This window comes from Mesorhizobium sp. ES1-1 (assembly GCF_020164785.1).
GTDB lineage: Bacteria > Pseudomonadota > Alphaproteobacteria > Rhizobiales > Rhizobiaceae > Mesorhizobium.
The window spans coordinates 412,166-426,359 of record NZ_JAIUGX010000002.1 but is presented as its reverse complement, the minus strand read 5'-3'; the positions used below and the strand labels follow the sequence as shown (position 1 = coordinate 426,359).

The following is a 14,194-nucleotide window of genomic DNA, read 5'->3' as shown; positions in this document are numbered from 1 at the left end:
TGCCGCTGCCACCCATCTATTGTCCCGGTCGCGCTTGTGCAATGGCGCGGCGGTTCAATCAAAGTTCATCCGTTCATGGCCACCACCGAGCCCAATCCAGGTAGGTTCGAAGCTTCCGGCCGGTCATGCTTAGGAAATCCGGACTTTCCAAGGCAATGCGCCGTCCAAACAGCTCAAGATGCGGCGACAGGCGTCCAGATCACGTCCTCGATGGTGCGCGCGCCGGTCGCCAGCATCACCAGGCGGTCGAAGCCGAGCGCAATGCCGCTGGCTTGCGGCATGATGGCGAGCGCGGCCAGGAAATCCTCGTCGAGCGGATAGCGTTCGCCATAGACGCGCTCCTTCTCGTCCATATCGAGGATGAAGCGCCGGCGCTGCTCATTTGCATCGGTCAATTCGCCGAAGCCGTTGGCGAGTTCGACGCCGCAGCAATAGAGTTCGAAGCGCTCGGCGACGCGGGGATCGCGCGGGCTCGGCTGGGCCAACGCCGCTTCGGCAAGCGGGTATTCGCACAGGATGGTCGCCCGCCCCTGCCCGAGGAAAGGTTCGATCTTCTCGACCATGACCCGGCTGAACAGATCGGCCCAACTGTCGTCCGGCGCCGTGCGCAGCCCCGCGCTGACCAGGGCGGCATGCAGCGCATCGCGGTCTGTGGCGCCATCCGCTGAAACCGTGGCCAGCAGATCGATTCCGGCATGGCGGGCGAAGGCCTCTGCCACCGTCAGCCGTTCCGGCTCCGCGAACGGGTCGCAGTCGCGGCCGCGAAAGGAAAAGCGAGAGGCGCTTGCCCGCGTCGCGGCCAGCGCCAGCAGATCGGCGCAATCGCCCATCAGGCTCTCATAGGTCTCGCCGACCCGGTACCATTCGAGCATGGTGAATTCGGGATGGTGCAAGGCGCCGCGCTCGCGGTTGCGGTAGACCGGCCCGAAACTGAAAATCCTGACCTCGCCGGCAGCGAGCAGCTTCTTACAGGCGAATTCCGGCGAGGTGTGGAGATAGAGCGGCGCGCGCGTGCCGTCGGGCCCGACGCTTTCGGTGGCGAAAGCCGCCAGATGCGCCTCATTGCCCGGGGAGACCTGAAGGGCAGCGGTCTCCACTTCGATGAAATCGCGGCTGGCGAACCAATCGCGCAAGCTTGCTGCGATGGCATTGCGCTGCATCAGCCGCGGCCGGCGGTCGGCATGGACATGCGGCGTCCACCAGGGCGAAGCAGACGTCATGGCCGCATTGAAGCCAGGTGAGTTCGCCCGGGGGGCTGGCGGTTCGCCTCGAGATGCGCTAGGCCCGACCGCACAGCCGCACGAGCCGGCAAACGCCAGTCAACTCTCGCAGGATTTAAAACCGTGGTGAAAGTCATCGCCAGTTCGCTCCGCAAAGGCAATGTCGTCGACAAGGACGGCAAGCTTTATGTGATCCTCTTTGCCGAAAACATCCACCCGGGCAAGGGCACGCCGGTGACGCAGCTCGACATGCGCCGCATCGGCGACGGGGTGAAGGTCTCGGAGCGCTACCGCACCACCGAGCAGGTGGAGCGCGCCTATGTCGAGGAGCGCGAGCACACCTTCCTCTATCGGGACGGCGAAGGCTTCCATTTCATGAACCCCGAGACCTACGACCAGGTGGCGGTGTCGGAAGCGGTGGTCGGCGACATGGCGCCTTACCTGCTGGAAGGCATGGCCGTGCAGGTCTCCCAGTTCAACGGCATCGCCATCTCCCTGGTGCTGCCGCAGCGCGCCACGTTCGAAGTGGTAGAAACCGAGCCGACGACCAAGGGCCAGACGGCCTCATCGTCCTACAAGCCGGCCGTGCTCTCCAACGGCGTACGCACCCTTGTGCCGCCGCACATCGCCCCCGGCACCCGCGTGGTGGTTATGACCGCTGACGGGGCGTATGTGGAGCGGGCGAAGGACTGAGGGCTGAGGGCTCGGGAGCGAGTGGCGAGGCCGTCTACTCCTCCGCGATCGCATCGCGACAGGAGCGACCTTTTTAGACAGGCGTGGAATGGCTGTCGTCGGGTAGGAAGCGGGCCATCCGGCTTCAGCCAGCCTCGTCGCCAAGCGTTTCTAAACCGCCACAACAGGTCGCCGCTTGTGGCGGCGACGCGTCCCGGCGAGAGCGCCGACCTTATCGTTGTCTTGGCCCGGCGTCAGATCTTGAAGAATCGAAAGGCGAAGCGATCGGTCTCGCCCTTGATCGAGGGATCGAAGACCTTGACCGAGTGCCAATCGTTCTTGTTCGCGAGGATGGTGCTTTGCGCGTCCAGAACGAAGCCGGCCGCCTCCACTTCCGCGCGAACGGATGCAGGCTCAATCCGATGCAGCAACTGGGTGTCGCTCGTGCCCGCTCCTGCGGCTGCGGCGTGATCGACGATAACATAGGACCCGCCGGGCTTCAGCCGCTCGTAGACAGCTCGATTGAACTGGGCCGCCGTCGCGCCCTTCTTCTGCATCAGCGCGGTATGGAGATCGTGGTAGAACAGGTGCACCCACACGACATCAGCTGGTAGCGTGACTTCCGGCATCGCCACGAGGTCCGCCGATACACCTTCGACGTTCGTTCGGTCCGGATCCTTCGCAAGCGTCTGTATGCGACCGACCGGATCATTCTTGAAGTCGGCAACTTCGGCCGGGACGAAGCTGTAGACCCGCCCTTCGGCTCCCACAATCTCGGAGAAGAGACGGGTCCAGTCGCCGTCGCCCGGGTAAACATCGATCACGGTGGACCCAGCAGCAATGCGCGCGAACCGGATCAACTCGGATAGCTTGGGTTGGTCGTAAATCGGAATCTCCTTTTACGGCTGGCCTTCGAAGAGCGCACGGCATACACCCCGTGCCAACGGCCACAGAGAGCCGGCGCTAGGCAGCGTCCATCTGCGCGGCGCGGGCCAATGCTTGCGTGTCGACATATTCACGGATGTTGGTCAGCCTGCCATCCCGGACGGTGATGGCGAATATCCAGTTGTCTTCGAACGTCCTGTTCGTGGCCTTGATCTTCCCCTGGGCAAATCCGATGACCAGGACACGGTCTCCTTGCGCTACGAATTCCCGCGGTTCGGTGGACGTTTCCATTGACTTGGATGCCGTCTCAAGCAAGTCCGCCAGCCCGGCGTGTCCGTGACGTGTCCCAGCTAGCGGCCAGTCCTTGCCAGCAATGATCCACTCGATGTCTTCGGCTACCAGCGCCAACAGAGCCTCCCTGTCGCCGCGGCCGATCGCGGCGAAGAAGTTCTTCACGGTCTGGATGTTCTTCTCGACACTCATGGGAATTCTCCATTTCACCTGGATCGGATCGCCAGCGTTCTGCCGGCAAGGACGCCGTGTCAGTCGAATCTCACCAGGTCCTGAAAGATCAGTCGGCCCCAGCTGTTTCCGCGCGCCTGGACCAGCAGCCCACCTGCCGACAGTCCGCCAAGTTTGACCGGCGAGAATCCGAGACTTTCCGCGAGCGTACCGATCTCCGCGGCGGCAGCGTCATCGTCGCTCGCCAAAAACACCACTCTCCTGCCCCCGGGAACGGCCGGATCCTGGGCAAGGGTGGCGGCGAGCAGATGGTTGAAGCCCTTGACCAGCCTTGCCCCGGTGAAAGCCTTCGCCATGGCCTTGGAAGAAGGTTGTCCTTGCAACTCTTCAGGGGGCACGCCATAGGCATTGGTCACATCGACGATGATCTTGCCCTGCCAGCTGGGCAGTGCCTTCGCGACATCCCGGTGCGATCCAAAATGGACAGCCAGAAAGATGACGTCCGCCTTGACCGCTTCCGTCAAAGTCTTGGGAATGATTTGGCGTCCGATCGCGGCCGCATCGGCCGCAAAGCTTTCCGGGTTGCGCGTGGTTACAACCGATACTTCGATGCCCTTGCGGGCAAACGCCTTGGCGAGAGCGTGACCGATCTTGCCAAAGCCGATAATTGCGTAGCTCATGATACTTGTCCTGAATTTGCAGTGATTACGACGTGTGCGCCTTCCTCCACAAAGCGCTTGGCGGTTGCCAACCCGATCGCGCTGCTTCCGCTCGTGATGCCCGCGACTTTGCCTTCAAGTTTTTTCATGATGTTCTATCCTACGTGTTGCTGCCCAGGCGCTGGATCGCGACGCGGTCAGAGTTGCGCCAGGCCACCGTCGACGGCAACTTCGCTGGCGGTCATGAAGCTGCTGTCCGACGATGCGAGAAAGGCGGCAACGGCCGCGATCTCCGCAGGATCCGCCATGCGCTGGAGCGGGGTCATCGCGCCGTAGGCTTTCTGACCCTCCTCGCCCAACGCTTCCTTCGCCAGTTCGGTCGCGGTCGCCCCGGGCGACAGCACGTTGACCCGTATGCCGGTGCCCTTCAGGTCTTCCGCCCAGGTCCGCGCGAGATTGCGCACCGCTGCCTTGCTTGCGCTGTAGGCGGTGAATGCTGGAGCACCCGTGGTGCCGGCGCTTGACCCGGTCAGGATGATCGAACCGCCCAGGCCCATGAGCGGTAACGCCTTCTGGACCGTGAAGATCGTACCCTTCACATTGGTATCGAAGGTTTCGTCGATGTGCTTGGCAGTGATCTCGCCGAGCGGAAGCGGGCCTCCCGTCCCGGCATTGGCGAAGACGATGTCGAGGCTTCCGCGTTCAACCTTTATCGCTGAATAGAGGCGGTCAAGGTCCGCCTCTTCGGAGACCGAGCCCTTCACCGCGCGTGCGCTGGGCCCGAGGTCGGCCAAAGCGGCGTGGAGCGCATCCTGACGGCGGCTGAAGATGAAGACGAACGCTCCTTCCTCGATGAAGCGCTTTGCCGCTGCGCGGCCGATGCCGGTTGCACCACCCGTGATCACGGCGGTCTTTCCATTTAATCTGGTCATGACGTGTTGTCTCCTTAGTGCGTGTCAGTCCGGCGCTGCTCGAACGCTTGCCGAGGCACCAGAGATGGGTCTGCCGGACCGAGGCTTTCAGTACACAAGCGCGCACTTCGGTGGTGCGAAAACGATCCGCCTTTACGATTGACGCCAGCTTGGCGATGGCCACAACTCTGGGCGATGTGTTAGATACGCGCTTGGGAAGACGCACCACGCGGTGCCGGATTGCACCATGATCGATTGGGATGACGTTCGTTACTTTCTTGCCGTGGCCCGAGCCGGCTCGGTGCGAGCCGCTGCCAAGCGCCTTGAGGTCAATCATTCAACCGTTTTGCGACGCATTGCGCAGCTTGAGGCACGCCTCGGAACGCGGATGTACGATAAGATGCCCTCCGGCTACCGCCTGACGTTAGCCGGCGAGGAGGTCCTCGAACTTGCGGAGAGGATGGAGGCGTCATCGCACCAATTGGAGAGCCGTGTCTTCGGGCGCGACCAGAACGTGCGCGGACTTCTGCGGGTGACGCTGGCACCACCCGTCGCGACACACCTGCTGATGCCGGACTTTGCCGATTTCGCGCGGCTTCATCCGGATATCGAGATCGAAATCCTGTCGTCCGGAGAGCTCGCAAATCTGACAAACCGGGAGGCCGACGTGGCAGTCCGCGTCGTCTACGACCGCAAAACCCTGCCGCTCAATCTTCACGGCCTGAAAGGACCGGAGGTGTTCGGCGGCGTCTACATATCCTCCGATCGGCTGGCCGCATGGCGTGCAGGCGCGTCAGATCCCATCCGGTGGGTCGTCATCAGCATGCATGGCATTCCAGAGTGGGCCAGTGAGGGTGAGGTTCGCGTCACGGGAGTGCCTTTCAGGACCACGGACGGCGAAGCGCAGATCGCTGCCCTACGCCAAGGGCTCGGGATGACGACGCTGCCTTGCTTCATCGGCGATGCCGACCCATTGCTGGCTAGAGTGCCGGGGACTGACCTGCACATGTACGGAACGCTCTGGCTTCTTACGCAGGGGGAGACACGCAAGACGAAGCGCGTGCAACTCTTTACCGAGTTCTTGTCCCGCAGGCTTGCCGCGCACGCCCCGCTTCTCACGGGACAGTCCGGAACCCCCGCCAGATAATCGATGGAGGAACAAAGGAATGTGGCCTTGATCTCCCCAAGCCCAGCCGGGGTCGAATGGGATCTCTCTAATAGGTTCGCAGTTTAACAAGCGGCATAGGCGGCGGCAGGCCTTTGCTGAAGGTCGGCTCCGCTCACCTAGCCTTCCGCTTGCCGCACTTGCCGTCGCGCCTCCAGCACCTGCTCCACCTGCCGCTTCAGCTCGTCCTTGATATCCGCCGTCTCGTTCATCAGCGCGTCGATCTTCAGGAAATCGAGCACGCGGAACCTTGATACGGCCGGGCGGACGAGGATGTCGGGGCGGCTCTGGTTCAGCTTGTTGGCGATGATCGATTGCATCATCAACTGCGTGGCGCCGAACATCAGGTCGACGGAGGTCGGCTGCTTGCGGTCGACCTCTTCCGGCGCGCCGACGACGTCGACGGCGATGATGATGTCGGCCTCCCTCTCGATCAGGTCGAAGGGCACCGGGTTGTAGATGCCGCCGTCGATGAGCAGCCTGCCGTCACGCTCCACCGGGCGAAACACAGCGGGAATGGCGGCCGAAGCGGCAAGGGCGGAATGCAGGTCGCCCTCGTTGAAGACAGCGAGCTTGTGGCCGAAATAGTCGGTTGCGGTCACCTTCAGCGGGATTTTCAGCTCGGCAAAGGTTCCGGGGATCGCCTCGGGCAGGAAGGCCTTGAGGATGCGCTCGACGTTGAACTGGCTGACGCGGATCCCACCCTGCATGGCCTCCGCAATCGTGCCCGGGCGCGCCCGCCACATGCGGCTCGCCACTTCGGCGCGGCGGCCCAGGATCGAGCGGGCGTAATCGTGGATCTCCCTGCCGGTCATGCCCGAGGCCATGCCGGCCCCCATGATCGCGCCGATCGACGAGCCGGCGATCGTCACCGGCCTGATGCCCAGTTCGTCCAACGCCTCGATGACATGGATATGCGCCAGCCCGCGCGCACCGCCGCCGCCGAAGGCGATGCCGAAGGTCGGGCTCATCCTTTGCCAGACTCGGCCAGCTTCGGCCCGATGACCATTATAGTCGGTTCGGCCGACAGCAGCTTCTTCGCCGCCGCCTTGACCTGGTCGAGAGTCACCCCGTTGATATAGGCGGCGCGGCGCTGCATGTAATCGATGCCGAGATCGTCGAGCTGCAGTTCCACCAGCGTCGCGGCAATGGAACTCGACGAATCGAGATTGTTGATGGGGTAAGCGCCGATCATATATTTCTTGGTCGCCGCCAGTTCGGCCTCGGTCGGGCCCTCCTCCGCCAGTTTCTTGACCACGTCGCGGACGATGCCCAGCGTCTCGGCCGCGCGGTCGGAGCGCGTGCCAGTGCTGACGATCAGCGCGGTGGCATGGTCCTGGTTGATCAGCGAGGAGTTGACGCTGTAGGCCAGCCCGCGCTTTTCGCGGACCTCCTGGAACAGGCGCGACGTGAAGGTGCCGCCGCCGAGGATCTCGTTCATCAGCACGGCGGCGAAGAAGTCCGGATCCTTACGCTTGACGCCGGGATAGGCGAGTTGCAGCGAGGTCTGCGGCAGGTCGTAGTCGACCTCGACATGCTGCGCCAGTTTCGGATCGATGTCGGCAACCGGGGCGAGCGCCTGGTTCTGCGGCAGATCGCCGAACACCATGTCCAGCTTTTTCTTCAACGTCTCGGCATCGATTGCGCCGACGACCGCGACATGCAGGCCGCCGCGCGCGAAGATCGCCCGGTGCAAGGCTTTCAGGTCATCCCGTGTGATGGCGGCGATGCTCTGCCTGGTGCCCTGATCGGAGCGCGAGTAGGGGTGGTCGCCATACAGCGCGCGCGCCCATTTGTTCTGGGCAATCGTGTCCGGGTCATTCTCACCGGCGATGATGCCCGAAAGGATCTGGCCGCGGATGCGATCGATCGGCAGCTGATCGAAGCGCGGCTCGTTGACTGCCAGCCGCAACAGGTCGAAAGCCGCGTCGCGCTGTTCGGAGAGCATGCGCATCGAGCCGTAGAGGCCGTCGCGGCTTTCCTCGAAGCCCATCTCGGCACCGGCATCATCGAGCTTGATCTGGAAGGCTTCGCTGTCGAGAGGACCGGCGCCTTCGTCGAACACGCCGGTCATCAGATTCGCCAGACCCTCCTTGCCCGGGGGATCCTGCGTCGAGCCGCCGTCGAAGACGAAGCGGATGGCGACGACGGGAACGGAATAATCCTCCACCAACCAGGCGGTGATGCCCTTCGGCGAGGTAACGGACTGGATGTCCATGGCCCGCGCGGTGAGAGCCGGCAGGACCAGGAAGAGGACGGAGAGGAAGAAGGTTGCGACCGCTGCGCGCGCCTTTCCTTCCCCCCTTGTGGGAGAAGGTGGATCGGCGCGCAGCGCCGACACGGTGGGGTGCGCGACGGAATGCTGTCGGCTCCAAGCCGAAATACCCCTCGTCCGACCTCGCTTGGCGAGGCCACCTTCTCCCACAAGGGGAGAAGGGAAAGAGCCACTGCGCTCGTTGATCATGATCAATTCCCCGCCTGTTGCTGCGGCAAGAGATAGCCGGTCGTCGACCGGCCAAGCACCAGATAGCGCGCCGCCACGGCCTTGACCTGGTCGGCGGTGACGGCGCGGATGCGGTCCGGCCATTGCTGGACATCCTGGACGTTGCCGCCGGTGGCCAGCGTCGCGCCGTAGATGTTGGCCATGGAATCCTGCTTGTCGCGGGCGAAGATCATCGACCGGACATAGCGGTCCTTGGCCTTTTCCAGCTCCGACGGGGTGACGCCATCCCTGACGATCCGCGCCACTTCCGCGTCGACGGCGGCTTCCACGTCGGCCAGTTTCGCGTCACCGCGAGGCGCGCCGTAGACGGTGAAACTCGTGTCGTCGAGCATGGTGCCCTGGAAAAAGGCGCCTGCATTGGACGCGATGCCTTGCTGAACGACGAGCGCCTGGTAGAGCCGGCTGCGACTGCCGCCGCCAAGGATTTCCGCCAGGAGGTCAAGCGCCTCCGCCTCTCCCGGCTTGCCCGAATGATAGGACGGCACCATCCATTGCGTCGAAAAACTCGGTACGCTGACGCGGGCATCGGACAGCGTGACGGTGCGCTTGGTGTTCTGCTCCGGCTCTACCGGCCGGATACGCGGCGGCAGATCGGGGCCGCGCGCCACTTTGCCATAGGTCTTCTCGGCCAGTGCCCGCACCGTTTCGGGCTCGATGTCACCAGCCACGATCAGCACTGCATTGTTGGGCCGGTAATATTTGTCATAGAAGGCCGTGGCGTCGGTGCGGTTGAGCTGCTGCATCTCCTGCATCCAGCCGATGACGGGAATGCGGTAAGGCTGGTTCTGCCACAGCGTCGCATCGACCTCCTCGTCCAGCACCGCCTGCGGATTGTTGTCGATGCGCGAGCGGCGCTCCTCGAGGATGACGTCCCGCTCGGTCTTGATGACATTGTCGTTGAGAATGAGGTTGCGCATGCGGTCGGCCTCGAAGCTCATCATCTGTTCGAGCGCCGACGGCGCCACCGTCTCGTGGTAGGCGGTGTAGTCATAGGAGGTGAAGGCATTGTTGGAGCCGCCAATATCGGCAATGGCACGGTCGAATTCGCCGGCGGCGTGATTGGTCGTGGCCTTGAACATCAGATGCTCGAAGAAATGGGCGATGCCGGATTTGCCTGGCGGTTCGTCGGCGCTGCCGATCTTGTACCAAACCATGTGGGTGACGATCGGCGAGCGATGATCGGGGATGACCACGACCTCCATGCCGTTGTCGAGCAGGAAATCGGTTACCTTGAACGCGTCAGGCGCCCTGTCGGCCAGAACCGGTCCTGCCATGGTGAAAGCCAGCGTTGTCGAAAGCAGCGCCGCGCGCAGCCATCCAGCCTGAAATGTCATCAATGGCTCCGGTTTCCTCGACAGAACGATAGGCAGGGTCTGCATGACAAGCAAAGTGAATTGTTGGTCATGTTGCCGGTAAAGGCGGCGGCAAAGAGGCCGACCGTGATCTCACGCAGCTTCGATGAAGCGGATGACGGTCTCGCCGTAGTTGCGCTCGTCCAGCACGGAAAAGCCCGGCCCTGGCTCGAACGGCGCGGCAGCAGCCTCCTCGACGACACACAGCGCGCCCGGACGCAGCCAGCCGCCGGCCCGCGCCGATTGCAGGGCGCGCTCGCCTAGACCCTTGCCATAGGGCGGATCGGCGAAGACGAGGCCGAACGGAGCTAGCGTGCCCGCCTCACCAAGCCCCGTCGCGTCGCGCCGGAAGATCTTGGTTCGTCCCGTCAGTCCGAACGCCTCGACATTGTCGCGTATCAGGCCACGGCCCTCGGCCGAGTCCTCGATGAAGACGCCATAGGAGGCGCCGCGAGACAGCGCTTCGAGGCCTAGCGCACCGGTGCCGGCGAACAGATCGAGGACGCGGGCGGCTTCAAGGTAGCCGGCGAAGCGATGCGCCAGCACGTTGAAGACGGCCTCGCGCGTTCGATCGGTCGTCGGGCGAATGGCGCTGCTGCGAGGCGTCGCCAGTGGGCGCCCGCGAAACTCCCCGCCGACAATTCTCATCTGGCTTTTGGACCCTTGGGACCATTGCGGGGCCGTTCACCACCCCCTGCATCGCCGGGGCGCTCGCCACGCGGCTTGCCGAACGGTTTGGCTCCGGCCGGCTTGCCATAGGATGGCTTGAAAGATGCCTTGCGGGCCTTGGCGTCGGCGGCCTTCGCGGCATCGGCTTCCGCCCTGCCCTTGCCGATCGGGCGCGCCCCGGGCGCCATCCAGACATTGGCCTTGCGCTGGCCGGGAGGCTCGATCGGCTTCTGCTCGCGCTCCGGCTTCTTGCCACCAAAGCCGCGAGGCTTGTCACCGAAGCCGCCGCGCGGTTTGTCGCCAAAATTGCCGCGCGGCTTGTCGCCGAAACCGCCGCGCTCTGGCCGCGCAGTGCGTTCGCCGAAGCTCTTTTCCGCGCCCCTGTCGGGACTGGTCGATAGCTTGCCCAACGCCTCGTCGCGGCTGCCTTCGCGGCGCTTGCGGTTCTTGATCAGCCCGCCCTCGCCGATCGGCCGGCGCTCGCCGTCACGGGTGAATTTCGGCCTCTCCGGTTCCGGCTCCCGGGTCTCGGTGCGGCGCACCGGCCTATTCGAAAACGGCTTGGTGATGTCGGCATCGAAATTGGCGCCGGATTCCTCGACCAGCCGCTCGCCGAGCTGGTCGCGCAGCACGCGGCCGTTGACCTCCTGGACATGGCCCTCGGCGAGGTCGTCGAGTTGGAAGGGGCCGTAGGAGATGCGGATCAGTCGTGTGACGTCCAGGCCAAGCGAGCCAAGGATGTTCCTGACCTCGCGGTTCTTGCCTTCGCGAAGGCCGATGGTCAGCCAGGCGTTGGTGCCCTGCTCGCGGTCGAGCGTCGCCTCGATGGCGCCATAGAAGACGCCGTCGACGGCGATGCCTTCACGCAGGCCGGCAAGCGCGCTTTCCTCGACCTTCCCGTGGACCCGCACGCGGTAACGGCGCAGCCAGCCGGTGGCCGGCAATTCCAGCACGCGCGACAGACCGCCATCATTGGTCAGAAGCAGCAGACCCTCGGTGTTGATGTCGAGACGGCCGATGGTCATCAGCCGCGGCAGTTCTGCCGGCAACACGTCGAATACGGTTTTGCGGCCCTCCGGATCACGGTTGGTCGTGACAACACCCGCCGGCTTGTGGAACAGGAACAGGCGCGTGCGCTCGATTGGTGGGATTTCCATTCCATCGAGATGGATGATGTCGCTCGGCATGACGTTGAAAGCCGGCGAGGTCAGCGCGCGACCATTGACCTTGACGCGGCCGGCGGCGATCAGTTCCTCGGCATCACGGCGCGAAGCAAGGCCGGCACGTGCCAGCCGCTTGGCGATACGCTCGCCCGCTTCTTCCGTAGCGTCCGCTGAGCGCGGACGAGGCTTGAAGCCGCCTGGCGAAGCGCCCTGCGGCCGATCGGCGTAATCGCGTTTAGGACGATCACCGCCAAAATCGCGCTTTGGGCGATCGGCGAAGTCACGTTTCGGACGGTCACTGAAATCGCGCTTGGGACGGTCAAAGCGTTTCTCGCCGCCCTCTGCCGCAGCGGCAACTGGACGGTCACCTCGAGGTGCGTAGGGCTTGCGGGGTCCTTCGCGCTTTTCATAGGGCTTGCGCTCGCCCTCTACCGCCGGACGGTCACCGCGAGGCGCGTAGGGTTTGCGCGGGCCTTCGCGCTTTTCATAGGGCTTGCGCTCGCCCTCTGCCGCCGGACGGTCACCGCGAGGCGCGTAGGGTTTGCGCGGGCCTTCGCGCTTTTCATAGGGCTTGCGCTCGCCTTCGGCCGCCGACGCACGGTCTCCGCGCGGTGCGTAAGGTTTGCGGGGACCTTCGCGCTTTTCATAAGGCTTGCGCTCGCCTTCGGCCGCCACCGGACGGTCGCCGCGCGGTGCGTAAGGTTTGCGGGGGCCTTTGCTGAACGGCTTGTCGCCGCTCTTGAAATCCCGCTTCGGCCGCTCCCCTTCGGCTGCCATCGGCCTGTCGCTACGCGGCGTATAAGGTTTCTTTGCGCCAAAGGACGGCTTGCCGCCCCTCTCGCCCCGCGGCGCCGCTGGTTTCTTGCCCGGGCCTCTCTGGCGCGGAGATTTCTTGTCGCTGTCGTCCATGTGGCCTTTGTCCATTTGCGCTGCTACAGCGTGGCGCATCCTTTCGGGCGCGCAACGAACACCGGTGCATCTCTGATTTGGCGCATGATCATTTCCGAAAATCGAGTCCGATTTTCGGGTTGATGCGCTCAATAACAGGATCGTCGGAGTTTGTCAGGGAAAAGTGGGGCCGGCTTTTCGGGAAGACAAACGAAAACCAGAAAGCTGGATGGCGAGGAGAAAAATCGGCATGGAAATGAGGGGGAGACGACCGGATTTCATGGCGCTGGCGCTGCAGGAGGCCGAGGCTGCCGCCCAGCGCGGCGAGGTGCCCGTCGGGGCCGTCATCGTCAGCGAAGGCAATGTCGTCGCCAGTGCTGGCAACCGCACCCGCGAACTCGCCGATCCTACAGCGCACGCCGAGATGCTGGTGATCCGCCAGGCCTGCCGCGAGCTCTCGTCCGAGCGGCTGCCCGGCCACGATCTCTATGTCACCTTGGAGCCCTGCCCCATGTGCGCCGCGGCCATTTCGTTTTCCCGGCTGCGCCGGCTCTATTTTGGCGCGGCGGATGAGAAGGGCGGCGGGACGGTCAATGGCGTTCGTTTTTTCGCCTCGCCGACCTGCCACCATAGGCCCGACATCTATCCGGGCCTCGGCGAAGCGGAGGCCGCCCGGCTACTGAAGGATTTCTTTCGCGAACGGCGCGACCCTTAGAGTAAATCAGGAAAAGCGTGAAACGGTTTTCCTCCGAACTAGCTCTAAGGCGCGGCCAGGCGCAAAGACTACAGGGAGGGCAGCCAGTCGAACCAGCCGCCGCTCTTCTTGCCTTCCGCTTCCTTCCTGAGACGACGTTCCTTCTTGTACTCGTCCTCGCCAAGCTCGTTCGTTGGCGCCGTTCCGGCGGCGACGCGATACTGCACCGGCGGTTCGCTCAGATATTTGCGGGTGGTCGGGTCGCCCTGCTTGCTGTCGGCAAGACGACGCTGGATTTCAGCGGCACGGCCCTTGTCGGAATCGGCGGGCGACCATGCCGGGGGGTGGCTCGAACCTGAGTCCGCCATTGCCTTCTTCACGGACGCCGGATCGGTCTGCACGTCGTCGACGATCTCGGACTGATAGGCCGGATCGTTCTGATGCGCGGTGGCGTCGGCGCGCAGGCGGGCGCGGCGCTGCTCGGGCGATTCGGGCCATTCGGCGCTTGCCGTCTCGATGCTGTCCTGCGGCGTCGGCAATGCGCCCTTCTGGCCGGGGGCCGGCTTCACCAAGGTCGGGCGCGGCTTGTAATCGATCCGCTCCTTGCTCTTAGGAGCAAAGGAGAAGGCGCCAGAAAGATCGCCGGCCAACTGTTCGCCGGCGGTCTTGTCGGTGCCGTAGGTCGGCGAGCCCATGCAGCCGGACAGTGCGAGGCCCGATGCGACAAGCGGCGCCAGCAGCGCCAGGCGCGCGTTGAATCTCTCGGTCATGCCAAACAGTCCCACTCTAGACAGCCTCTCGATTGCCACCGGTCCAAGGTCCGGTCCCCATCGTGCAAGCACTTGCGACGGAAATCCGGCGACAATTTGTCGTCCGGAGTTTCGCGTGTTTACCTCAACCACTCGTTAAGGGCAACGCGCGGCCGGTTTTCCGCCGCCCGGCGTGGCATTT

At 64.0% G+C, this 14,194-nt stretch carries 14 protein-coding genes and 1 pseudogene; 3 read left to right on the top strand and 12 right to left on the bottom strand.

Features of this window, described 5'->3' with window-relative positions; genetic code table 11:
• Positions 1-173 precede the first annotated feature (173 nt).
• Entirely contained in the window at positions 174-1,220 is a 1,047-nt protein-coding gene (epmA, locus tag LB513_RS04830) for an EF-P lysine aminoacylase EpmA (RefSeq protein ID WP_224662323.1), read from the bottom strand.
• A 123-nt stretch (positions 1,221-1,343) separates the two neighbouring features.
• Here epmA and efp point away from each other — a divergent pair, with 123 nt between their 5' ends.
• Complete coding sequence (gene efp / locus LB513_RS04825) at positions 1,344-1,913, top strand: elongation factor P (RefSeq protein ID WP_013532351.1); 570 nt, start codon at positions 1,344-1,346, stop codon at positions 1,911-1,913.
• 233 nt (positions 1,914-2,146) lie between these two features.
• Here the strand turns inward: efp and LB513_RS04820 are convergent, their stop codons facing one another.
• The 5 genes and pseudogenes from LB513_RS04820 to LB513_RS04800 form a co-directional block, all read right to left on the bottom strand.
• Positions 2,147-2,779, bottom strand: a complete 633-nt coding sequence (locus LB513_RS04820; protein ID WP_224662415.1) for a class I SAM-dependent methyltransferase — start codon at positions 2,777-2,779, stop codon at positions 2,147-2,149.
• A 76-nt stretch (positions 2,780-2,855) separates the two neighbouring features.
• Positions 2,856-3,260: a nuclear transport factor 2 family protein gene (locus tag LB513_RS04815; RefSeq protein ID WP_224662322.1), complete on the bottom strand. Its 405-nt coding sequence runs from the start codon at positions 3,258-3,260 to the stop codon at positions 2,856-2,858.
• Between the two features lie 59 nt (positions 3,261-3,319).
• Entirely contained in the window at positions 3,320-3,919 is a 600-nt protein-coding gene (locus tag LB513_RS04810) for an NADPH-dependent F420 reductase (protein WP_224662321.1), read from the bottom strand.
• Between the two features lie 20 nt (positions 3,920-3,939).
• A pseudogene (locus LB513_RS04805) lies at positions 3,940-4,047 on the bottom strand (oxidoreductase); the annotation flags it as partial.
• Positions 4,048-4,095: 48 nt separating this feature from the next.
• Positions 4,096-4,830 carry an SDR family NAD(P)-dependent oxidoreductase gene (locus tag LB513_RS04800; RefSeq protein ID WP_224662320.1) on the bottom strand — a complete coding sequence of 245 codons (735 nt, stop codon included), beginning with the start codon at positions 4,828-4,830 and terminating at the stop codon, positions 4,096-4,098.
• A gap of 226 nt (positions 4,831-5,056) precedes the next feature.
• On the opposite strand from LB513_RS04800, the gene LB513_RS04795 reads away from it, so the two are divergent.
• Positions 5,057-5,956 (top strand): LysR family transcriptional regulator, encoded by a 900-nt coding sequence (locus LB513_RS04795; RefSeq protein ID WP_224662319.1) that lies wholly within the window; start codon positions 5,057-5,059, stop codon positions 5,954-5,956.
• A gap of 137 nt (positions 5,957-6,093) precedes the next feature.
• On the opposite strand, the gene LB513_RS04790 is transcribed toward LB513_RS04795, so the two are convergent.
• From LB513_RS04790 to LB513_RS04770, 5 genes are all read right to left on the bottom strand, one after another.
• Positions 6,094-6,945 carry a patatin-like phospholipase family protein gene (locus LB513_RS04790; RefSeq protein WP_224662318.1) on the bottom strand — a complete coding sequence of 284 codons (852 nt, stop codon included), beginning with the start codon at positions 6,943-6,945 and terminating at the stop codon, positions 6,094-6,096.
• Positions 6,942-8,192, bottom strand: a complete 1,251-nt coding sequence (locus LB513_RS04785; RefSeq protein ID WP_224662317.1) for a M16 family metallopeptidase — start codon at positions 8,190-8,192, stop codon at positions 6,942-6,944. The genes LB513_RS04790 and LB513_RS04785 overlap by 4 nt, the downstream gene beginning before the upstream one ends.
• A 248-nt stretch (positions 8,193-8,440) precedes the next feature.
• On the bottom strand, positions 8,441-9,811 hold the full coding sequence (locus LB513_RS04780; RefSeq protein WP_224662316.1) for a M16 family metallopeptidase: 1,371 nt from the start codon (positions 9,809-9,811) through the stop codon (positions 8,441-8,443).
• Between the two features lie 111 nt (positions 9,812-9,922).
• The gene (rsmD, locus tag LB513_RS04775) at positions 9,923-10,477 is read right to left on the bottom strand and encodes a 16S rRNA (guanine(966)-N(2))-methyltransferase RsmD (RefSeq protein ID WP_224662315.1); all 555 of its coding nucleotides are present in this window, start codon (positions 10,475-10,477) and stop codon (positions 9,923-9,925) included.
• Positions 10,474-12,570, bottom strand: a complete 2,097-nt coding sequence (locus LB513_RS04770) for a pseudouridine synthase (RefSeq protein ID WP_224662314.1) — start codon at positions 12,568-12,570, stop codon at positions 10,474-10,476. The genes rsmD and LB513_RS04770 overlap by 4 nt, the downstream gene beginning before the upstream one ends.
• Before the next feature lie 259 nt (positions 12,571-12,829).
• On the opposite strand from LB513_RS04770, the gene LB513_RS04765 reads away from it, so the two are divergent.
• Positions 12,830-13,264, top strand: a complete 435-nt coding sequence (locus LB513_RS04765; protein WP_224662313.1) for a nucleoside deaminase — start codon at positions 12,830-12,832, stop codon at positions 13,262-13,264.
• A 68-nt stretch (positions 13,265-13,332) separates the two neighbouring features.
• On the opposite strand, the gene LB513_RS04760 is transcribed toward LB513_RS04765, so the two are convergent.
• Positions 13,333-14,013 (bottom strand): hypothetical protein, encoded by a 681-nt coding sequence (locus tag LB513_RS04760; RefSeq protein WP_224662312.1) that lies wholly within the window; start codon positions 14,011-14,013, stop codon positions 13,333-13,335.
• Between the last annotated feature and the right edge of the window lie 181 nt (positions 14,014-14,194).